Genomic DNA, 20,349 nt, shown 5'->3' with positions numbered 1-20,349 from the left:
GCGATGATGAAGACCATCCAGAATCCGGCCGTCGCAGAACTGCCGCCGGTAGGCGCCGGCATCGACCGGAAGAACTCGACCTTCAACCAGCTCCTGCTTTCGCTGAAGAGCATCCCGGTCCTTGTGGCCCTTGTCGTGCTCGTCACGGTCGTGGTGCTGGCGGCTTTCGCGCCCGTGCTCGGCACCGTCGACCCGATAGCCATCAATCCAGGTGGGCGCTTCAGTCCCATCTCCGAAGCCTACTGGCTGGGGAGCGACGCCTATGGCCGAGACCTCTATTCGCGCCTGCTCTACGGCGCGCGCATCTCGCTCATCGTGGGCCTTGGCGCGGCTGCGGCCAGCATCGCAGCCGGGCTCGTCATCGGCGTGGTGGCAGGCTATCTCAAGGTGCTCGACGCCATCATCATGCGCGTGATGGACGGTGTCATGGCGATCCCAAGCATATTGCTGGCCATCGCGCTCGTCTCGCTGACCGGCGCATCGCTGGTGACCGTGCTGGTCGCCATTACAGTGCCCGAGATACCGCGCGTCGTCAGGCTGGTGCGCAGCATCATCCTCAACGTCCGGTCGGAGGCCTATGTGGAGGCGGCCGTGTCGCTCGGCACGCCGACGCTGCGCATCCTGACGCGCCATATGGTGCCAAACACGATCGCGCCGCTGATCGTCCAGGGCACCTTCATCTTTGCCTCGGCCATCCTGACGGAGGCGACGCTCAGCTTCCTCGGTGCCGGCCTTCCTACGGAAATCCCGTCATGGGGCAACATGATGGCCGATGGGCGCATGTACTTCCAGCTCTATCCCGGCCTCGTGCTCTACCCCGGCATCGTGCTGGCGCTCACGTTGTTGAGCGTCAATATCCTGGGCGACGTGTTGCGCGACGTGCTCGATCCGAAAATGGCGAAACGCACATGACCAACCAGAAAAAAGACGGCGGCAACGCAAAAGGTCAGCCGGTCCTCGACGTTCGTAACCTCGACGTCAGCCTTGTGGGTGCGGGTCAGACCAGGGTCGTGCGCGACGTGAGCCTCACCGTGAACCCGGGCGAGACCGTCTGCGTCGTCGGCGAGTCGGGATCGGGCAAGTCCGTGACCGCCTTTTCGATCATGGGCCTGCTATCGAGCGAGGCGCTCCGTTGCACGAGCGGAAGCATACTTCTGCAGGGCGAGAATGTGCTCGAGGCCAGTGCTGAACGCCTGCGCGACCTGCGCGCCACGACGATGGCGATGGTGTTCCAGGAGCCGATGACGGCGCTGAACCCCGTCGAGACGGTCGGCGATCAGATCGACGAGGTCCTGCGCATTCATCGCAAGGAGCTCGGCAAGCGCGAGCGCCGGCAGCGGGTCATGGCGATGCTGGAATCCGTGCACCTGCCGGACCCCGAACGCATCTACAATTCCTATCCGCACCAGCTTTCCGGCGGCCAGCGGCAGAGAGTTGTGATCTGCATTGCCCTGATCCTGGAACCCAAGCTGCTGATCGCCGACGAGCCGACGACGGCGTTGGACGTCACCACCCAGCGGCAAATCCTACTGCTGATCCGCGAATTGCAGGAAAAGCACAACACGGCCGTTTTGTTCATCACCCACGATTTCGGCGTGGTGGCCGACATCGCCGATCGCGTGGTGGTGATGAACCGTGGCGAGGTTGTCGAGATGGGTCCGCGCGACCAGATTCTGGCAGAACCGGCGGAGGACTACACCCGCATGCTGGTGTCGTCAGTGCCGAGCCTTGTGCCTGATACGCGCGCCGAAAACCGCAACGAGATCGTGCTGTCGGTCAAGGAACTCGGCAAGACCTATTCGGAAAAGGGCTTCCTGAAACGGCGCCGCGACGTGGCTGCGGCGGTCGACATCAACCTGACCCTGCGTCGCGGCGAAATCCTCGGTGTCGTTGGTGAATCAGGTTCTGGAAAGTCGACGCTCGCCCGCTGCGTCGTACGTCTGCAAGACCCGACCAGCGGCGAAGTCGTCATCTGCGGCGAAAACATCGCAGCGTTGCGCGGCCAGCCGCTGCAGGCGATGCGCAAGCGCGTCCAGATGGTTTTCCAGGACCCGTACCGGTCACTGAACCCGCGATTGACGGTGGGCGATTCCATCACCGAGGGTCTGACCAATTTCGGCGTCAGCCGCGATGCAGCCCTTGCCAGGGCACGCGAACTGATGACGCTGGTGGGCCTGTCGCCGGACGTGCTGCAACGCTTCCCGCACCAGTTCTCGGGCGGCCAGCGCCAGCGCCTGTGCATAGCGCGTGCTCTCGCGCTCGAGCCGGACGTGCTGGTCGCGGATGAGGCCGTCTCGGCACTCGACGTATCCGTGCAGGCGCAGGTTCTGGCGCTGCTCGACGATATTCGCGAGAAGACCGGCGTCGGCGTGCTGTTCATCACCCATGACCTGCGGGTTGCCGCGCAGATCTGCGATACGATCATGGTGATGCAGAACGGGCGCATGGTCGAGTTCGGTGCCGCAGCCGATGTCCTGACTGCCCCCCGTGAGGCCTACACGCGCGCCCTGCTCGACGCCGCCCCCGGCCGCCATTGGGATTTCCAGCATTTCCGCCCTCTTTGAGAGACAACGCCATGCAGCAGACCTTCGACATCCTCATCCGCAACGCGACGATCATCGACGGCACCGGCGCCGAGCGCTTCGCCGGAGACATCGGCATCGTCGGCGACCGCATCACGCGGATGGGCGACCTTCGCGATCCCAGGGGCGAGCGCGAGATCGACGCCAATGGCCGGGTGGCAGCGCCCGGCTTCATCGACGCCCATACGCATGACGACCGCATCCTGCTGTCGGCCGGGGATATGACCGCAAAGGTCAGCCAGGGCGTGACGACGGTCGTGGGCGGCAATTGCGGCATCTCGCTCGCGCCGATGCCACGCCCGGTCAATCGCCCGGTCACGCCGCCGCTGGACCTGCTCGACGACAGCGGCGACTGGTATCGCTACCGCACCTTCGGCGACTATCTGGACGCGCTGCGGCAGCAGCCGGCAGCTACCAATTGCGCGATGCTGGTCGGTCACACGACGCTACGCGCCATCACGATGGACGACCTGAGCCGTACGGCGACCGCTGCCGAAATCGCCGCCATGCAGGAACACGTCGTCGAGGCGATGGAAGCCGGCGCGATCGGCGTCTCGACCGGCCTTGCCTATCCGCCTGCCAAGGCCGCGACCACCGAAGAGGTCATCGAAGTCTGCAGGCCGATGGCAAAGTATCGCGGGCTCTATTGCACACACATGCGCGACGAGGGCGACCATTCGATGGACTCGCTGGACGAGTCGTTCCGCATTACCCGCGAAGTCGGCGTGCAGCTTCTCATCTCGCACCACAAGCTCGCAGGCGAGAAGAACCACGGCCGCTCGGTCGAGACGCTGAAGCACATCGAGGCGCATATGGCACACCAGCATGTCTGCCTCGACTGCTATCCCTATGCGGCATCGTCGACGATCCTGACCGCCGATCATGCCAAGAGCTCTCCCAAGACGATCGTCACGTGGTCGAAGGCCATGCCGCAGCACGCCGGCAAGGAACTCTCCGACATCATGACCGAGATGGACTGCGACCTCGACACGGCAGTCGAGCGCCTCCTGCCGGCGGGCGCGGTCTATTTCCGGATGAACGAGGAGGACGTGAAGCGCATCCTCAAATTCGATCCGACGATGATCGGTTCCGACGGCCTGCCGCATGACGAGCAGCCGCACCCGCGTCTGTGGGGCACCTTCCCCCGCGTGCTCGGCCACTACAGCCGCGACCTCGGCCTGTTCCCGCTCGAAACGGCGGTGCACAAGATGACCGGGCTGACCGCTATGGAATTTGGTCTCAAGGATCGTGGCGTGCTGCGCGAGGGTGCCTTCGCCGATGTGACGCTGTTCGATCCGGAGACGGTGATCGACCGCGCCACCTTCGAAAAGCCCATCGCCTTATCGGCGGGCATCGACACGGTGCTGGTCAACGGCAATATCGTCTGGCGCGAAGGCAAATCGACCGGCGCACGACCGGGCCGGGTGCTGAGACGCGAAGCAGATTAGGCTTCGCGGCTGCGCACGGTTCGCAGGGGAATGGGAGGGACTTTTCCAATGTTTGCACGAAATATCGTTACCTGCGTCGACCACCATCATGGTCAGGCGTCGCGAACGATTCTCTCCGGCTATCCCGCCATTCGCGGCACGACCATGCGCGATAAGGCGGACTACTACATTCGAAACATGTCCTGGCTGCATGAATCGATGCTGCGCGAGCCGCGCGGCCATCGCAACATGCTGGGCGCCGTGCTCACCGATCCGGTCAGCGATGAAGCCGCCTACGGCGTTATCTTCCTGCATCCATCGGGCATGTTCGACGGGTGTGGCGACAGCACGTTCGCCACCGCCGCAGCCTTGATCGAATCGGGCATGGTTCCCGCAACCGAGCCGGCAACACGGTTTTCGCTCGATACGGTCCTGGGGCCGCTCGAGATCGAAGCCGACGTCAAGGACGGCATTGTTCGCGAAGTTCGTTTCCGCAACGTGCCATCCTACCATGTCGGCGACTTCGAGGTCGCGCTGCCCGACGGCCGCACCATCGGCATCGAGACGGCATTCGGCGGGCTGTTCTACGGCTTCATCGACGCCGCATCGGCCGGCATCGAGCTTTCCCAGAAGGCCGAGCGGGAGATCGTCAATACGGCACAGGCGCTGTGGGAAGCGATCGGCGAAACGACCGCTCTGGCAGACCCCGCCACCGGCAAGCCGGTACCGGTCGATCTGTTCACTTTCGTGCAACGGCGGGAGGCCGATCGCGGCAGTAGCTATCTGGCAGCAAACGTCTATCGGCCCGGCCGCATGGGCCGCACGCCGTCCGGCACAGGCAGCAGCGCCCATCTGGCGCTCCGCGTCGCCAAGGGCATTCACGACCCGGACGAGCCTTTCGTGCAGCACAGCTTGCTGGGTACACACTTCACCGGCACGGCCACACGCTCGAAGCTGCCAAACGGCCATCCCTGCGTCGTGCCGAGCATCGGCACCAAATCCTTCATGATGGGCATGAATCAGTTCGTGATCGATCCGGCGGACCCCTTCGCCCACGGTTTCATCGTCGAGTCCTGACGCCGACTTCATTGTCGGAGGCGTATCTCCATTCCCACGCATGGTTCGCCCATGTGTCATCTCAAGCGTTTGGTCGATGGAAATCGGCCAGACGACCTGAGGCCGTAAATTTCAATCAGCCCCCCGATTGCTTTCGCGCAGGAACCATGTCGATATATTCTCATAGAAATAACGGAGGGTTTCATGTTTCGCGAATTTCGTGTTCGACTTGCCTGCAGCCTGTTGCTGGCTATTGGCCTGTTCTCCACAACTGCCAGCGCTCAGGAAGACGCACCCGTGGTCGCGGCAGCGGCAAACCTCCAGTTCGCCATTGAAGAGATCGCGAAAAGCTTTGCAGCCGATACGGGCAAGAAAGTGCGCCTTTCGATGGGGTCCACCGGTAATATCGCCCGCCAGATTCGTCAGGGCGCTCCATTCGAACTTTTCCTTGCAGCCGACGAGAAGACGCTGCTGGATCTGGCAGCAGACGGCCTGACGCGTGACGAGGGGACGGTATATGCCGTCGGACGCATCGTTGCGATCACGCCGAATGGATCCAAGCTGGCTGCGGATGGCAGCCTCGGCTCGCTGAAGGAGGCACTGGCGGGCGGTACGCTGGGACGCTTCGCGATCGCCAATCCCGAGCATGCGCCCTTCGGCGTTGCCGCGCGCGAAGCCTTGACCCACGAAGGTTTGTGGGATGCCATCCAGCCGCACATCGTGCTCGGCGAGAATGTCAGCCAGGCCACCCAGTTTGCGCTATCGGGCAACACAGACGGCGGCATCATTGCGTATTCGCTTGCTCTCGCACCAAGCAACAGGGAGCGCGGCACCTTCGAACTTGTTCCGGAGGAATGGCATGAGCCCTTGCGCCAGCGCATGGCCTTGCTCAAGAATGCAGGTCCGGTAGCGGAGGCATTCTACGAATACATGGACCAACCGACTGCACGCGAAATCCTGGAACGCTACGGCTTCGCGCCGCCCAAGGGCCAATAACCAGTGGACTGGACAGCGCTTTGGCTGTCGCTTCGCCTGGCTGGCTGGACGGTCCTTATCCTGTTGCCGCTGTCGATCCTGCTGGGGCGATTGCTGGCCTATCGGAGATTTCGCGGCAAAGGCCTCACGGAAGCTCTGATCATGCTGCCGCTGGTGATGCCGCCGACTGTATTCGGCTTCTATCTGCTCGTCGCGTTCGGGGCGAACAGCCCGGTCGGCGGGATATGGCAATCGCTGGTCGGCCGGCAACTGGTCTTTTCTTTCGAGGGGCTGGTGCTGGCATCAGTCGTGCTCAATCTCCCTTTTGCCATCCAGCCGGCCCAGCGTGGCTTCGAGGCAATTCCAACGGAAGTGCGGGAGGCGGCACAGTGCTGCGGCCTCTCCCCGCTTTGCTCGCTTTGGAAGGTTGAGCTTCCGCTTGCCTGGCCTGGCCTGCTGACGGCCATGGTGCTGACCTTCGCGCACACGCTCGGCGAGTTCGGCGTCGTGCTTATGGTCGGCGGCTCCATTCCCGGCGAAACCAAGACGATCGCGATCGCCATCTACGACCGGGTCCAGGCCTTCGACGATCAGTCTGCCGCCATCATGTCGGCAGTGCTGCTGGCGATTTCGCTCGCCACCATCTCACTCACCTTCTGGCTTTCGGCGCGTGTCGGGCGGAGGCTCGGCTGATGGCGCTGGACATGTCAGCGAAGGCGGCAGGGCCGATCCCTCTTGATGTTTCCTTTCGCGTGGCACCCGGCGAACTGATGGCGCTTGTTGGCCATTCAGGGTCCGGCAAGACCACGATCCTGCGCTCGATCGCAGGCTTGTGGGCGCCCACGCACGCAAACATCTCGGTCAGCGGCGAGCCATGGCTGGACACGGAAACCGGTGTCGATCTTCCCGCACATCGCAGGCGCGTCGGCATCGTCTTCCAGTCCTATGCGCTCTTTCCGCACATGAGTGCCCTGGCAAACGTTGTGGCGGCGATGGGTCATGTCCCTCGTCGGGATAAGGTCGACAAGGCAATGGAACTGCTGTCGCTGGTAAACCTTCCCGGCCTGGAGCATCGCAAGCCAGCCGCGCTGTCGGGCGGCCAACAACAACGCGTGGCGCTTGCCCGCGCGCTGGCGCGCGAACCGGCGGCACTGCTGCTCGACGAGCCGTTTTCGGCCGTCGACCGCGCGACACGCCAGATTCTCTACCGCGAACTGCGCGCGCTGCGCTCGCATCTCAGAATGCCGACCGTGCTCGTGACGCACGACCTGGAAGAGGCCCGCGAACTCGCCGACCGTATCGTCGTGATCGAGCATGGCCGCCTTGTGCGAACCGGCACCACAGCGGAGATCATGTTCGACCCGGCGGCATTGCGCGCGATGGGCCTGCGCGATCTCGTTTCCGTGCTGCCGGCATCGGTGGAAGCGCATGAGGATGACGGACTGACGCGGCTTTCCACGCCGGCGGGCCAGATCTGGCTGCCCGGCATGGATGCGGGTCCCGGCGCGCGCGTTCAGGTTCGCATCCATGCGCACGAAGTCATCGTTGCACGCCAGCGCCCGCAGGAAATCTCGGCGCTCAACGTATTGCCTGCTGTCGTGAAGGGATTGGCCGAGGGCGACGGTCCAGGGGCAGTGGTGCGGCTCGACCTTGCCGGCCACGAGCTGCTGGCGCGCATTACGGCCCGGTCGGTCCATGCACTCTCACTCGAAGAAGGAGCGCCCTGCTTCGCCATCCTGAAATCGATGGCGGTGGCGCGCGACGACGTGCAGCACGATGCGTTGTAGGGGACGGCAGAGACTTCAGAAAGTCTGATTGTACGGTCCGACCTGGGGATGGCGGCGCAGGACCATATCGACAGCGTCGAACATGGCCCGCCTGCGCTCGCCAGAGACGGGGCTTTCCACGACCACGACGATCTCCGGCTTGTTGGACGAAGCCCGGACAAGCCCCCAGGTGCCATCGTCGAGCACGATGCGAATGCCGTTGACGGTGATCAGTTCGCGCACCGAACCGCCGCCGATCATCTCGCCGTTGCGCGCAGCATCTCCGACCAGCCGGCTGACGGCACTGACGACATCGTATTTCTCGCCGTCGTCGCAATGCGCAGACATGGTCGGCGTTCCGTAGGTGACGGGCAGCTCGTCATAGAGGCGAGAAAGGCTTGGCGCGCCCTCGCGGTCGAGCATCCGGCAGACGGCAATCGCGGTCATAAGCCCGTCGTCGTACCCGCGACCGATCGGCTCCCCGAAGAAGAAGTGGCCGGATTTCTCGAAAGCGGCGATGGCGCCTGTTTCGCTCATCCGCCGCTTGATATGCGAATGGCCGGTCTTCCAGTATTCAGTCGCGGCGCGGTTTTCGCGCAACAGCGGATCCTCCTTGAACAGGCCCGTGGACTTCACATCCACGACGAAGCGCGAGCCGGGATGCTGCACGGCGATGTCGCGCGCAATCATCAGGCCGATCTTGTCGGCGAATATCTCCCGCCCCGTATCGTCGACCACGCCGCAACGGTCTCCGTCGCCGTCGAAGCCGAACCCGAGATCCGCACCGGTGCGCAGCACCTCGTCGCGGATGGCATGCAACATCCTCATGTCTTCGGGATTCGGGTTGTAGCGCGGGAAGCTGTGGTCGAGCTCGACATCGAGGGGAACGACCTCGCAGCCGATACGCTCAAGAAGCTCCGGGGCAAAGGCGCCCGCGGTACCGTTGCCGCATGCCGCCACCACCTTCAGGCGCCGCTTCGGCGTTATCCGTCCGGCAAGATCGTCAAGGTAGCGCTCCCGCATGCCCGATACGGCCACGTATGCGCCTCCGGGCGCCGGCTCTCCTGCGCCCGAAAGAACGATGTCGCGCAATGCGGACATCTCGTCGACGCCGAACGTCAACGGCGGCTCGACGCCCATCTTGACGCCGGTCCAGCCATTTTCGTTGTGCGATGCGGTCACCATGGCCACGGACGGCACGCCAAGCGCGAACTGCGCGAAATACGCCATCGGCGACAGCGCCAGCCCGATGTCGTGCACGCGTATGCCAGCCGTGATCAGACCCAGCGTCAGCGCCTGCTTTACGGACTGTGAGTAGGAGCGGAAGTCGTGCCCGGTGACGATCTCGGGCGGCTTGCCCATGCGGCGCAGGAGGGTGCCGAGACCGAGGCCTAGCGCCTGCAGGCCTGGCAGGTTTATCTCCGGCTCGACATCCGAGCCCGGATAGCCGAACCACCAGCGCGCATCGTATTCGCGAAAGCCGGACGGCTTGACGAGGGGCGTGGTCTCGAACGCTACGCTGTTGCGCTCCAGCCGATCTGCGGGCTTGCCGAACATGAGACCCTCCCCCACTGCTATCCGCTAGAAGACGACGGTTGCCTTGCGAATGTGAAACGCTTCCGCATAGCGTTCAGGAGCACGACACTCCATTCCCCGCAACCGCGCAAGCCCGCGGAACGTTTCCTCGTCGAACCAGTCCTTCGAGCGTTGGGTCGCGAAGTGGCAGGACAGGAGATCGATCTTGCGATCCATCGCGTCCCTGCTGAGCGGCACGTAGACATTGGGACGCCCGACGTCGCCATCCCATTTCGGTATCTCGTATTCCAGGATGAACTGGTCGCGAAACACGTTCCAGGTCAGCAGACTGATCTCGCGATGATCCTGATGAGCGTCGTCGCGCGTATGCGTGAAGATCACGTCGGGCACGACGGTGTCGCGGATCTCGGTCATCCACTGCTTGATCGATATGCTCTGCGACGGGAAATAGCTGTCCTCGAAATTGCCGAAATGCGTGTGGCGCTCGACCTGGGGACCAAGAAACGCATTGGCTGACGCCTCGGCTTCGTCCGCCCGAATGCCGTTGGCGCTGCACACGCACCAGAAAACCCGCAAAGGCCGGTCGGCCGTCACCATGGAGATGAGTGTGCCGCCTAGCCCGATCTCTATGTCGTCGGAGTGCGCGCCGAGGCACAAAACGGTCAACGGCTCGTTGCCGCGTGTGAGTTCCAGCGACCTCATGGCAATGCGAGCTCGAGCCTCTTCGAGGCAGCCGGCGCAATCGTGTGGCGCTTCCAGGGCATCTCGCCGCGCTCGACCATCTCCTCCAGCGCCTGCCAGTCGCGCAGCGTATCCATCGACCGCCAGAACCCCTCATGCTTGTAGGCCATGAGCTTGTCCTCCCGGATCAGCCGCTCGAACGGTTCCAGCACGAGTTCCTCGCCCTCGCGCATGTAGTCGAATATCTCGCGGCGGAAGAGGAAGTATCCGCCGTTGATCCAGATGTCGGACCGATCGGAAGTCCTGAATTCGACCACCCGGCCGTCTTCCGCAATATCGGCCAGGTGATAGGTCAGCGGCGGGCGAACGGCCAGGAAACAGGCAAGCTTGTCGCTGGCCTTGAAACGCCGGACCATGTCGTCGAGGTCGACGTCGCACAGTCCGTCGCTGTAATTGGCGAGGAACATGTCCTCGGTTTCGACCATCTCGCGCACCGCCCACAGACGCTCGCCGATCTTGCGCCAGATGCCGGTGTCGATCAGCGCGATACGCCAGTCGGTGGGGATATCGCCGAGATATTCAACCTGCCGTCCGCCAGCCGACACCACGCAGTCGGCAAAGGACTGCGGCCTCAAGTTGAGGAAAAAATCCTTGATGACGTTCGCCTTGTAGCCGAGACACAGGACGAAATCCTGGTGCCCGTAATCTGAATAGTACTGCATGACGTGATGGAGGATCGGCTGTTGCCCCAGCGGGATCATCGGCTTGGGCACACCTTCCTTGTACTCGCGGATGCGGGTCCCGAGACCGCCGCAGAAAAGAACGACTTTCATTTTGCGAACTCCGTAGGCGATGCAATGCGGACGTTGGGGATCGGCACGACGAGTTTGGCGCCCCAGCCGGCGACATAGCTGAGCTGCTGAGCGATCTCGTGCCGCAGGTTCCACGGCAGGATCAGGATGTAGTCCGGCCGGGCCTGCTCGATAGCCTCGACCGGCAGGATCGGGATGTGCATGCCGGGCGTATAGCGACCATGCTTGTAGGGGTTGCGATCGACCGTGAAGCGCAGCAGGTCGGGACCGATGCCGCAATAGTTGAGCAAAGTGTTGCCCTTGCCGGGCGCGCCATAGCCGCAGACGACCTTGCCTTCGCTCTGTGCTGTCAGCAGGAACGAAAGGATGTCCCGCTTGGCTCGCTGGGCGCTGGCCGCAAACGAGGTGTAGGTTTCCATCCGGTCGAAACCGAGTTCGCGCTCCCGCGCCTCAAGTTCACCGACGGCTGGACCGACGTCTTGCGCCGAGTCGGCATGCGCGAGATAGACGCGCAGCGAACCGCCATGGGTCGGCAGCTTCTCGACGTCGAACACTTTCAACCGGTGGCGTCGCGCCATCTCCTGGATGGTCAGCAGCGAGAAGTAGGAAAAGTGCTCGTGATAGATCGTGTCGAACTGGTTTTCGGCGATAAGTCGTTCGAGGTGCGGAAACTCCAGCGTGACCGCACCCTCCGGGTTCAGCAGCAGCTTGATGCCGGCGACGAAATCATTGAGGTCGGGCACCTGCGCCAGCACATTGTTGCCGATGATGAGATCTGCACCAATGCCTTCCTCGATCAACTGGCGCGCCAGCCGCACACCGAAGAAGTCGACGCGGGTAGGAATGCCCTTTTCGATTGCGACCTGCGCGACATTGGCGGCCGGCTCGATACCAAGCACCGGTACACCCAGCGCGCCAAAGTGTTGGAGAAGATAGCCGTCATTGCTGGCAAGCTCGACGGCGAGATGGTTGCCGCACAGCCCGAGCCTGTCGGTGATCGCTTCGCAATAGGCCTTGGCGTGCGCGACCCAGCTCGTCGAATAGGACGAGAAATAGGCGTATTCGGTGAAGATCGCGTCCGGGCTGACATACTCCTTAAGCTGAACAAGGAAGCACTTGTCGCACACCTGCACGTGCAGCGGATAATGGACTTCCGGTTCGTCGAGCTGCTCCGCCGTCCGGAAATCCTCACAGGGAGGCGACATGCCGAGATCGACGAACGTTGCCGACAAAGGCGAGCCGCAGAGCCTGCAACTGGCGGCCGGATGAACCGACGAAACTCGATACGTGGTCTCCACCGCCTGATAATTCATCGCGTCTCTCCAGCTATCGACTCTGCGGTTTCGGGAAAAGCGGATGACATCAGGTTGCATGTCCCCGCCAAGCCTGGATTGAACGATACGAGCCGGCCTCCGCGAAGCCGAGACCGCAGAATGGGCAAACGCATCCCCCAATGGAGTAGGCGGGCTAAGGTTGAGGCCGAACCCGGCCTGCCCTTGGCTATGCGAGATGCCGCGATACCCCGTTCGTAGAACCGACACGACCGACATCAGCCGAAAGCGTGTTTTGCATCACGCGCCCGCACACCCGATCATCGCCGCATAAGAACAGCGTGGGCGAGATCATGAAATTCATCGAAACGCAGTTTAATGGGGCCTGGATCGTCGAACCAGAACCGTTCCGGGATGACCGGGGCACCTTTACCCGCACATTTTGCTCAAAAGCGTTTGAGAGCCGTGGGCTCGAACATCGCTTCGTGCAGCACAACCACTCCTACTCGGTAAAGAAGGGGACACTGCGCGGCTTGCACTTCCAGCGGGAGCCGCATGCCGAAACGAAGCTCGTTTCGTGCATCAACGGCGCTGTGCTCGATGTAATCGTCGACATGCGTCCCGGATCCAGCACCAGATGGCAATGGCTTGCGGTCGAGCTTTCGGCCGTCAACCGCCGGCTCCTCTATGTGCCGAAGGGCTTCGCGCAGGGCTTCATCACGCTCGCAGACCATTGTCTGGTCAACTACCTGATGTCGACCTACTACGTGCCGGATGCGGCGTGTGGCCTTCGGTTCGACGATCCCTTCCTCGGCATCGAATGGCCTGCCCGGCCGACGACCCTTTCGGACCGGGACCGCGCATGGCCTCTCCTCGAAATGACGGAAGCCTGACGGGTAACTAGCCCGGACGCAGCAGATCGTGCTCGCGCAACCTGCGCGCTGCTTCGATGATCTGCGAAAATGGCAGACCCGAGCGCTCGGCCATGTCGATCAGCGAGTGCCGGCCATCCGCCAGGTTCAGCACCCACAACATCGGCATGGTGGAATGGCCTCCCGACGAAGGGCCTCCTACCGACGCGTAGAGCCCCCGGCGCCCCAGTTGCGGCTCGCCCTTCGGGTTCAGGCTGATCGGAATCCAATCCTCTTCCAGAATGTCGATTGCATCAGTGACGATGCGATAGGAGCGCGCAAGGTGCTCGGGACGGATGAAATCCAGATTGTCCGCCGACGTGTGGTACTCCGGAAAGGTACCGAAAGCACTGTTCTGGAAGAGGCCGAACGGCATGTCGAAGCCCGGTGAACAGAACTGGCGCTCATCATATCCATAAGGCGAGAATGGCACGGATCGCGCCTGCTCGCCCTCCCCGGTCAGTATATGCGTCATGACGCGATCGATGACCGCATTGTCGCGCCGGCTGCGTTTGTAGGTCGGGCCTCCCCCGTCACCCACGCAGGACACTGCCATGCCGTGCTTGACCCTGCCGACCCGGTCCTCGTTCGCCGACAGCCAGGCCAGTGGGCCGAGTGTGCCGGGCGCGAACAGAAAGCGGTAGGTGTAGCGCGTGTCGCGGCCGCGCATTGCGTTCGCCAACATCGCCAGCAGCGCCAAGCCCGAACAATTGTCGTTGGCAAGCGACGGATGGCATATATGCGTCGTCAGAAGGATCTCATCCTCGGTGCGGCCGCGATGAATGTATTCGCCATAGTCGAGCTGTCCGTCCTTGAGCTCGGAATCGATACAGACCTCATAAACGGCGTCCGGAAGGGACATGAGCTTGGTGTGGCTCATGCAGAAGCCCCATGTTCGACCGTAATAGGACGTCCGGTAAGGGATCAGGTCGGGCTGATCGGGTAGCGTGAAGACATGGCGTTTCAGCTCAGCCAGGTCGATCAGGCGGCGGATCGGCATGCTGTAGCCGACGACGTGCAGATTGGACGCGGAAAAGTCGAGGACGCGTTTTCCATCTGGCGCCTTGATGAACGCATCCCTGATGGTCCATTCCGGAGGCACGACCCAATCGAAGAGCGGCGTACCGGTGGCGACAGCACGGCGCTGCAGTTCGACGGTCTGCGCCAGAACATCAAGCGTATCTCGCACCCCCTGCCCGGTCAGACTGCGGCAGATGGGAAAGAGACTGCTGGCAAGCTCGTACATGGCTTGACCGACGTCGGTCTCGCCGGCGCCGGTCATATTCGAATCGAGGACACGAACTTCCATCGCTTGCGGCGATCAATCGACAAGTGACAGTGTCTTGCCGACCCTGGCTTTTTCCGTGTGACGCAATTCGCTGTCGATGACACCATCGCGCATGAGCTGTTTTATGTGGGCAATGCGCTGGAAGCGCGGCCCCTCGAAATCGTCGCGCGACACGCCGGACTGCGAGAAGGCGGCGTAGAGTTCCTTCGCACCCGCTTCGGCATCCCATTGCGGCCGCGCCGCCGGCAAGACCGTGGCGAGCTTCTCGAAACTGACACGATAGGAACGCGTATCCGGACCGGCACCTTCGGCATAGTCCACCCGGCAACCTGGAACTACGCTCGCGACAATTTCGGCGATCTCGCTGATGCGGTAGTTGTGGGCGGTGGTGCCGACATTGAATGCCTGGCCGTGAACCTTGTCCGTCGGCGCCGTCAGCCCTGCAGCGAATGCGCGGGCAATGTCCTGCGCATGAACGATCGGGCGCCATGGCGTGCCGTCGGATTTCAGGAAGATGCTGCCGTCGGCGACGGCGCCGGCCACGAGGTTGTTGAGCACGATGTCGAAGCGGATGCGTGGCGACATGCCATATGCCGTCGCCGGCCGGAAGAAGACAGGACAGAAGTCGGCATCGGCCAGCTTGGTGATGTCGCGCTCGGCGAGGACCTTCGACCAGCCATAGGGCGTCACCGGGCGCAGCGCACCAGTCTCGTCAATCAGCTCTGCAGTCGACTGGCCGTAATTGCTGCAGGACGACGCAAACAGGAAGCGGCGCACACCCGCTTCCTTGGCCATGCGCGCCACATGCACGCTGCCGCGATGATTGATGTCGTAGGTCACGTTGGGATTGAGGTTGCTCAGCGGATCGTTGGACAACGCGGCCAGATGAATGACCGCATCCTGCCCCTCGAAATCTTCCGGTACGGCGTCGCGGACATCCTTGCGGATATGTGGCACTGCCGCCTGCGTGCCGCCTCTGTCGTAGGTGCATCTCTCGTACAGGTCGGAATCGAGACCGGTAACCGTGTGCCCCGCCTCAAGCAGGTGCGGCACCATCACGGATCCGAGATAGCCTTTGTGGCCGGTAACAAGCACGCGCATCGCATATGTCCGTTTTCAGCGTTTCGGTTGCTGCAAGGCTAGCCTCTTCGCCCGCCACGCAACGAGGTCGCCGAAAGGATGAATGCGGCGGGTGATGGTGGCCTGGCATCACCCGTTGGGAGGTATACTGACCGTTCGTTGGCGGTCGGCTTCCATGCCAAGGATGATTTCGCCACTTCGACAGCATCTTCGACCTGTGCGTATCGTCATGAGACATTCCTCTTGGACATATGACGATGACAGCGCAGCCGCCGCTCAACCTGCAACGGAAGTTCTGGGACAGTTGGGCCGCCATTTCGGGCGACAAGGGATACGAGGAAATATCGGCGCGTCAGGCCAGAACCGTTTGCGACTGGCTCTCATCGCTCGACGTCACCAATATGAAGCTGCTCGAAGTCGGATGTGGCACGGGGTGGCTTTGCCCTCGGCTTGCAGCGTTCGGCAACGTCACGGCAACCGATCTGTCGCCGACGCAGATCGAAACCGCCCGAACTTTGTTCCCACAGGTCCGTTTCCTCGCGGGGGACTTCATGACACTGGAACTGGAGCCAGAGCAGTTCGACGTTGTCGTCACTCTCGAAGTTCTGGCTCACGTTGCCGACCAGCAGGCATTTGTCGAGCGCATCGCGAGATTGCTGAAACCCAACGGCTTGTTGATGCTCCCGACTCAGAACCGCCCGGTGCTCGAGCGATACAACCGGATCGAACCGCCTGGGCCGGGGCAGATCAGACGATGGGTCGACGCCCGCGAATTGACCACCCTGCTCTCCCGTTCCTTCCGGATACTCGAACTGAAGTCGGTGACGCCGAGAGCCAATCGAGGTGTCATGCGCCTGCTGAACTCACGCAAGATCAACTATCCGGTCCGGGCTCTCTTCGACGACAGGTTCGAACGGCTCAAGGAGCGGCTCGGCCTTGGCTGGACGCTTGTGGCGCTCGCGCGAAAAGTGTCGCCGTAGAGCTATTCTCCTGCCGAAACGAGCAGGACCCAGTCTGCGAAGCCTGCCCGGTTTTGTGGTGCCGGTGGCGCTACTGCTAAAGGTTTTCCCTGGTCGGCCGAAACCGCGGTCGGTTGCCCCATCACTCCAGCCGAGGGGTCGTACCACCGTATACTCAGTCTTTCGGCACCGAACTTGGAGGGGTCGATCTCGACGCCAGTCGGCGCCACCAGATAGGAAATCGACCAGCTTCGGTCGGGAGCGACCGCCGTCATCAGCCGGCCTCCCGCTGCTTGGATCGGGCCATCCACCAAAGCAGGCTCAAGCGTCCACCACGCGATCCCATCGAACAGCGTTTTCAAATGCGTCATGCTTTCCGCGCCGCGGCTCGCGAGCGCCTCGCGCCACGTCTCCTCGACGGAGTAGATACCGGGTCCGCTGAAATGCCATATGGGATTGTTGCCAAACACCTGTCCCGCTGCACCGCCGAGAAGAGCGCCATAGGCGATTTCACGCAGCGATTGCTCGCTCGAGTCGTGTTCGCCTTCGTATACCCCCTCCAACAGCAGCAGAGGTCGGCCCAGCTCCATCTGGTATCTTTCGAGGACCTGACGATGCACATCGGAATAGGAATAGATCGTCTCGATGTCCATCCAGTCGGCATTCCGCCACACCTGCGCAGGGATCGAGTCAGGCGCTCCGTGCGCGGCAGCCAGAGCGCTATCGCCCCCGGCGCGCAGGCCATCGATCACCGCCTCGACAAGCGACGGGTCGGCCGGATCGTAGTCACCGCCGTGTAGCCATATGATGTTGTCGAGCCCACGAAAATGCTCGGCCAGATACCGGCCGTAGGCCTCGAGTTTCTCCGTGCCGGCAGCCTGCATCTGCGCGTACCAACCTTCTTCGCCGCCACCGAAGCCAAGATAGGCGGGCGTCAGCAGCACGACGAAGCCCTCCTCCCGCGCCCGCGACAAAACCCATCGCGCATGATCGAAAAAGGCATCGTTCGGCTCGAAGGGCCGCCCCTCGGCAAACGGAAGATTGCCATAGGCATTTGCCGGCGCGTTGCTGGCGAATTTGTGCTCGATGAGCGACACGACGAGTGTATTGAAGCCACGCGATCGACGGTCAGCCAGATAGACGTCAACCTCCTCCCTGGTCAGTTCCGCGATGAGCGACCAAGCGGTATCGCCGTGCAGGAGGAACGGGCGGTCGTCTGAATCGACGAGGTAGCTCCCTGCGTCATCGATGCGAAGCGGGAAAGCGCTCGCCCAGGCGGCCGAAGCCGTCGCGAGCAGCAAAACGGATACGAGAATGGCACGCAGGGTCGCCGGCATTCCGTTATCTGACGGCCGCAAGCTGCTTGTGCCCCGCCGTAGCAGCACCGTTGAACGCTCTGAAAACCACTTGCGACGGCCGACCGACGAGGTGGCGTTCGACGCCATCTTCAAGCGCCCGCGCGTAGATCTCCAAAGCGGCATCGACGGCTGACACGGTTTCGTCTATTTCCGCGTCACCATGTGTGTAGCTCACCACGAAGGACGGGGCGAGCACGCCACGGCGGATGATTTCCTGCAGGAACAAGGTCCGGAAGGCCTGCGAGGGCTTACCCGCCCGATCGAGCGTACTGAACGCCAGACAGCAATCGCGACCGACGGCTGCGAAGTGGCTCTCCACCCCTCGCCTTCTCGCGGCGAGCGTTACCCCCTCCCGCAGCCGCCTGCCCTGGCGATAGAGATGCTGGATGACTGGTTCGTCCCGATAGACCTGCATCGTCGCAATCGCCGCCGCCAGCGCATGCGTCTCCGCGCCGTGCGTGGTCGACAGCAGGAACACGCGTGGCCGGTCGACATGGTCGAGCCCGCCCAGCCGCATGAATTCGCGTCGGCCGGCGAGCGCCGAGATGGAGAAGCCATTGCCGAGTGCCTTGCCGAAACACGACAGGTCCGGAACGATGCCATACAGCGTCTGGGCGCCGCCCTCATGCCAGCGGAAACCCGTGATCATCTCATCGAGGATCAGCAGTGCGCCATTGTCGCGGCAGATGCGCTGTACTTCGTGCAGATAGCCGGCCGGCGGATCATCCCCGCGCGAGGGCTCCATGATGACCGCCGCGATCCGGCCGGGATAGAGTGCGAAAAGGGCTTCCACGCTCGAGGCATCGCCGTAGCGGAACGTCACGGTGAGCCGCCTGACGGCCTCGGGAATGCCGGCATTCATCGGCGTGGTGCCGATGAACCAGTCGTCGGTGGAGAAGAACGGATGGTCGGCACAGCACGCGACCATGTCGCGACCGGTATAGGCTCTGGCCAGCCGCACCGCCGCGGAGGTGGCATCGGACCCGTCCTTGCAGAACTTGACCATCTCCGCGCCCTTGACAGTGTCCAGAAATGACTGGGCACATTCGGCCTCAAGGCGGTGCGGCCTCGTGAAATTTGCCCCGTCGCGCATCGCGCGAGCGGCAGCATCGACAACCGGAGCGTAGGCGTGGCCGAGACCCACGGCGCGGTTGCCCATGCCGTACTCGATGTAGCGGTTGCCATCCACATCCCATACATGGCAGCCTTCGCCACGGGCGATGAAACCGGGCGACAGCACGGGGTACTGGTCGTCTCCCTTGGCATAGGTGTGGGCACCGCCGGGAATGAGTTCCGCGGCACGGCTGCGCAACGCGTCGGATCGCGTAAAGTCGGTAATCATCTAGGCAGCATCCCTCGAAGGATTTCGGTACCAGCGTTCGCGTGCAACCCTGAGCCAGTTCTTGACCGGCGCGGGCAGGTAGGTTCGCAGGCCGGCGCGAAGGCCCAGCGGCGTTGCCCATTCGTCCATCGGTAGCGGCAGCGCGATCGCAGGGCGCTGATGCGCCATGTCTTCGATGAGACGTGCATAGCTTCCGGCCATGCGCTTGAGCCCGAACTTGTCCGCCACGCGATGCCGCGCAGCCACGGACATCGTCGCCAGTCGCTCCGGATTACGCCCAAGCTCGTCGATGCTCCGCGCCGCTGCGCGCCAGTCGCCAATGGGAAACCGAATGCCCGACACGTCGTTTTCCGCGATCGTATCGGTGACGCCGGCAATGTCGGAAACAACGGGCACGCAGCCCGCCGCCATTGCCTCCAGCAAAGTCAGACCGAAGCCTTCGAAGCGCGAGGGCATCAGCAGCACATCGTGAGAAGCAAGCGTTTCGGGAACCTGATCAGGCGACACCGCACCGAGGAAAGTGGTTATGGCGGCATGGGGTTCGAGCCGCTTTTTCAGCGCTTCGAGGTCCGGCCCGTCGCCGGCCACCGTCAGCGTGACCGGCTCGGTGACAGCGGCCATGATGTCGGGAAGCCAGAAGACGCCTTTAGACGCGTCCTCGACACGCCCCAGGTACAGAACCCCCAGCGGCTCTGCGGGCTCGCGGCGGCGTCGTCTATCGGCAATTTCCTCGACCTCCAGCGCATTCGGTATCGCGAAAGTGCGCGAGACGGGAAAACCGTGGCGGACAACCAGGTCGCGCCGGCAGCGCTGCGACACGCCGACAGTGGCGTGGACATGGTCGCGCAGCGCGCGGGCCGCGGCGTATGTGCCGGGCGTGATGTTGTGCACGATCATGATACGCAGCATGTGGGCAGGCAGATAGCGCGCGAGATTCATCTGCACGCGATCGGCCAGCACATTGACGAAGACACCGTCGAAGCCGCGTTCGTGCAAGGCGGCCAGCATGGCCTCCGCCTGCTGCTTCTCGCTGCTGCAGCTTTCGGTGTGAAGCAGCACGCCGTTCTCCGAAGTATCGGTCCAGGCGGTGGCTTCGCGCGCGTCATGCGACAGCCCCATCCACTCGACTTCGATGCCGTGTGCCCGCAGACCCTTCCGAAGTTGCCGAAAGACCGTATAGGTACCGCCCAGATGCGGCTTGACGAAATATGCGAGTTTCACGAAATCACCGTCGGGTTTCCATCGCCGGGACGTCGGCGGTGTCGCCTGAATCCATTGCATGCTAGGCGAAACGCCCCGGCTCGA

Annotated in this window: 18 protein-coding genes; 9 read left to right on the top strand and 9 right to left on the bottom strand. The window is 62.8% G+C overall.

Annotation, left to right across the window (positions count from 1 at the left end; all coding sequences use genetic code 11):
* Positions 1-3: 3 nt before the first annotated feature.
* The 7 genes from V1479_RS16975 (at position 4) to modC (ending at position 7,827) form a co-directional block, all read left to right on the top strand.
* Positions 4-912, top strand: a complete 909-nt coding sequence (locus V1479_RS16975; RefSeq protein ID WP_368803988.1) for an ABC transporter permease — start codon at positions 4-6, stop codon at positions 910-912.
* Positions 909-2,564 (top strand): ABC transporter ATP-binding protein, encoded by a 1,656-nt coding sequence (locus V1479_RS16970; protein WP_368803987.1) that lies wholly within the window; start codon positions 909-911, stop codon positions 2,562-2,564. Before V1479_RS16975 ends, V1479_RS16970 begins: the two co-directional genes overlap by 4 nt.
* Positions 2,565-2,575: 11 nt before the next feature.
* Complete coding sequence (locus V1479_RS16965; RefSeq protein ID WP_368803986.1) at positions 2,576-4,030, top strand: N-acyl-D-amino-acid deacylase family protein; 1,455 nt, start codon at positions 2,576-2,578, stop codon at positions 4,028-4,030.
* A 48-nt stretch (positions 4,031-4,078) separates the two neighbouring features.
* Positions 4,079-5,086 (top strand): proline racemase family protein, encoded by a 1,008-nt coding sequence (locus tag V1479_RS16960; RefSeq protein ID WP_368803985.1) that lies wholly within the window; start codon positions 4,079-4,081, stop codon positions 5,084-5,086.
* A gap of 183 nt (positions 5,087-5,269) precedes the next feature.
* Entirely contained in the window at positions 5,270-6,061 is a 792-nt protein-coding gene (modA, locus tag V1479_RS16955) for a molybdate ABC transporter substrate-binding protein (protein ID WP_368803983.1), read from the top strand.
* A gap of 3 nt (positions 6,062-6,064) precedes the next feature.
* On the top strand, positions 6,065-6,733 hold the full coding sequence (gene modB, locus V1479_RS16950) for a molybdate ABC transporter permease subunit (protein WP_368803982.1): 669 nt from the start codon (positions 6,065-6,067) through the stop codon (positions 6,731-6,733).
* A complete protein-coding gene (modC, locus tag V1479_RS16945; RefSeq protein WP_368803981.1) occupies positions 6,733-7,827 on the top strand; it encodes a molybdenum ABC transporter ATP-binding protein in 1,095 nt (364 codons plus the stop codon). Before modB ends, modC begins: the two co-directional genes overlap by 1 nt.
* A gap of 15 nt (positions 7,828-7,842) precedes the next feature.
* Here the strand turns inward: modC and V1479_RS16940 are convergent, their stop codons facing one another.
* The 4 genes from V1479_RS16940 to V1479_RS16925 are packed head-to-tail and all read right to left on the bottom strand — an operon-like array spanning position 7,843 to position 12,148.
* Positions 7,843-9,363, bottom strand: coding sequence for a phosphomannomutase/phosphoglucomutase (locus V1479_RS16940; protein WP_368803980.1), 1,521 nt, complete (start codon positions 9,361-9,363; stop codon positions 7,843-7,845).
* Between the two features lie 24 nt (positions 9,364-9,387).
* Positions 9,388-10,044 (bottom strand): PIG-L deacetylase family protein, encoded by a 657-nt coding sequence (locus V1479_RS16935; RefSeq protein ID WP_368803979.1) that lies wholly within the window; start codon positions 10,042-10,044, stop codon positions 9,388-9,390.
* Positions 10,041-10,856 carry a sugar phosphate nucleotidyltransferase gene (locus V1479_RS16930; RefSeq protein WP_173192957.1) on the bottom strand — a complete coding sequence of 272 codons (816 nt, stop codon included), beginning with the start codon at positions 10,854-10,856 and terminating at the stop codon, positions 10,041-10,043. Before V1479_RS16930 ends, V1479_RS16935 begins: the two co-directional genes overlap by 4 nt.
* Positions 10,853-12,148, bottom strand: a complete 1,296-nt coding sequence (locus V1479_RS16925; protein ID WP_368803978.1) for a methyltransferase domain-containing protein — start codon at positions 12,146-12,148, stop codon at positions 10,853-10,855. Before V1479_RS16925 ends, V1479_RS16930 begins: the two co-directional genes overlap by 4 nt.
* Positions 12,149-12,459: 311 nt before the next feature.
* On the opposite strand from V1479_RS16925, the gene rfbC reads away from it, so the two are divergent.
* Positions 12,460-12,999, top strand: a complete 540-nt coding sequence (gene rfbC, locus V1479_RS16920) for a dTDP-4-dehydrorhamnose 3,5-epimerase (RefSeq protein WP_173192961.1) — start codon at positions 12,460-12,462, stop codon at positions 12,997-12,999.
* Positions 13,000-13,006: 7 nt separating this feature from the next.
* On the opposite strand, the gene V1479_RS16915 is transcribed toward rfbC, so the two are convergent.
* Together V1479_RS16915 and V1479_RS16910 are read right to left on the bottom strand one after the other, a co-directional pair.
* Entirely contained in the window at positions 13,007-14,299 is a 1,293-nt protein-coding gene (locus tag V1479_RS16915) for a DUF4910 domain-containing protein (protein ID WP_368803977.1), read from the bottom strand.
* 39 nt (positions 14,300-14,338) lie between these two features.
* Positions 14,339-15,406, bottom strand: a complete 1,068-nt coding sequence (locus tag V1479_RS16910; RefSeq protein WP_368803976.1) for an NAD-dependent epimerase/dehydratase family protein — start codon at positions 15,404-15,406, stop codon at positions 14,339-14,341.
* Positions 15,407-15,642: 236 nt separating this feature from the next.
* Between V1479_RS16910 and V1479_RS16905 the strand changes: the two genes are divergently transcribed.
* A complete protein-coding gene (locus tag V1479_RS16905; RefSeq protein ID WP_368803975.1) occupies positions 15,643-16,365 on the top strand; it encodes a class I SAM-dependent methyltransferase in 723 nt (240 codons plus the stop codon).
* Positions 16,366-16,367: 2 nt separating this feature from the next.
* Here V1479_RS16905 and V1479_RS16900 read toward each other — a convergent pair whose 3' ends face one another.
* Genes V1479_RS16900 through V1479_RS16890 form a run of 3 tightly spaced genes read right to left on the bottom strand, consistent with a single transcriptional unit; the run spans position 16,368 to position 20,265 of the window.
* On the bottom strand, positions 16,368-17,681 hold the full coding sequence (locus tag V1479_RS16900; RefSeq protein WP_368803974.1) for a glycoside hydrolase family 140 protein: 1,314 nt from the start codon (positions 17,679-17,681) through the stop codon (positions 16,368-16,370).
* Between the two features lie 4 nt (positions 17,682-17,685).
* Positions 17,686-19,044 (bottom strand): glutamate-1-semialdehyde 2,1-aminomutase, encoded by a 1,359-nt coding sequence (locus tag V1479_RS16895; protein WP_368803973.1) that lies wholly within the window; start codon positions 19,042-19,044, stop codon positions 17,686-17,688.
* Positions 19,045-20,265 (bottom strand): glycosyltransferase family 4 protein, encoded by a 1,221-nt coding sequence (locus V1479_RS16890; RefSeq protein ID WP_368803972.1) that lies wholly within the window; start codon positions 20,263-20,265, stop codon positions 19,045-19,047.
* Between the last annotated feature and the right edge of the window lie 84 nt (positions 20,266-20,349).

This window comes from Neoaquamicrobium sediminum (assembly GCF_040970315.1).
In the GTDB taxonomy this organism is placed as follows: domain Bacteria; phylum Pseudomonadota; class Alphaproteobacteria; order Rhizobiales; family Rhizobiaceae; genus Aerobium; species Aerobium sediminum.
The sequence above is the reverse complement of the archived record's forward strand: the minus strand, read 5'-3'. Positions and strand labels throughout refer to the sequence as shown.

Coding starts and splice junctions, on each gene's coding strand:
- V1479_RS16975 (WP_368803988.1), top strand. CDS start 4: ATGATGAAGACCATCCAGAATCCGGCCGTCGCAGAACTGCCGCCGGTA.
- V1479_RS16970 (WP_368803987.1), top strand. CDS start 909: ATGACCAACCAGAAAAAAGACGGCGGCAACGCAAAAGGTCAGCCGGTC.
- V1479_RS16965 (WP_368803986.1), top strand. CDS start 2,576: ATGCAGCAGACCTTCGACATCCTCATCCGCAACGCGACGATCATCGAC.
- V1479_RS16960 (WP_368803985.1), top strand. CDS start 4,079: ATGTTTGCACGAAATATCGTTACCTGCGTCGACCACCATCATGGTCAG.
- modA (WP_368803983.1), top strand. CDS start 5,270: ATGTTTCGCGAATTTCGTGTTCGACTTGCCTGCAGCCTGTTGCTGGCT.
- modC (WP_368803981.1), top strand. CDS start 6,733: ATGGCGCTGGACATGTCAGCGAAGGCGGCAGGGCCGATCCCTCTTGAT.
- V1479_RS16940 (WP_368803980.1), bottom strand. CDS start 9,363: ATGTTCGGCAAGCCCGCAGATCGGCTGGAGCGCAACAGCGTAGCGTTC.
- V1479_RS16935 (WP_368803979.1), bottom strand. CDS start 10,044: ATGAGGTCGCTGGAACTCACACGCGGCAACGAGCCGTTGACCGTTTTG.
- V1479_RS16930 (WP_173192957.1), bottom strand. CDS start 10,856: ATGAAAGTCGTTCTTTTCTGCGGCGGTCTCGGGACCCGCATCCGCGAG.
- V1479_RS16925 (WP_368803978.1), bottom strand. CDS start 12,148: ATGAATTATCAGGCGGTGGAGACCACGTATCGAGTTTCGTCGGTTCAT.
- rfbC (WP_173192961.1), top strand. CDS start 12,460: ATGAAATTCATCGAAACGCAGTTTAATGGGGCCTGGATCGTCGAACCA.
- V1479_RS16915 (WP_368803977.1), bottom strand. CDS start 14,299: ATGACCGGCGCCGGCGAGACCGACGTCGGTCAAGCCATGTACGAGCTT.
- V1479_RS16910 (WP_368803976.1), bottom strand. CDS start 15,406: ATGCGCGTGCTTGTTACCGGCCACAAAGGCTATCTCGGATCCGTGATG.
- V1479_RS16905 (WP_368803975.1), top strand. CDS start 15,643: ATGACAGCGCAGCCGCCGCTCAACCTGCAACGGAAGTTCTGGGACAGT.
- V1479_RS16900 (WP_368803974.1), bottom strand. CDS start 17,681: ATGCCGGCGACCCTGCGTGCCATTCTCGTATCCGTTTTGCTGCTCGCG.
- V1479_RS16895 (WP_368803973.1), bottom strand. CDS start 19,044: ATGATTACCGACTTTACGCGATCCGACGCGTTGCGCAGCCGTGCCGCG.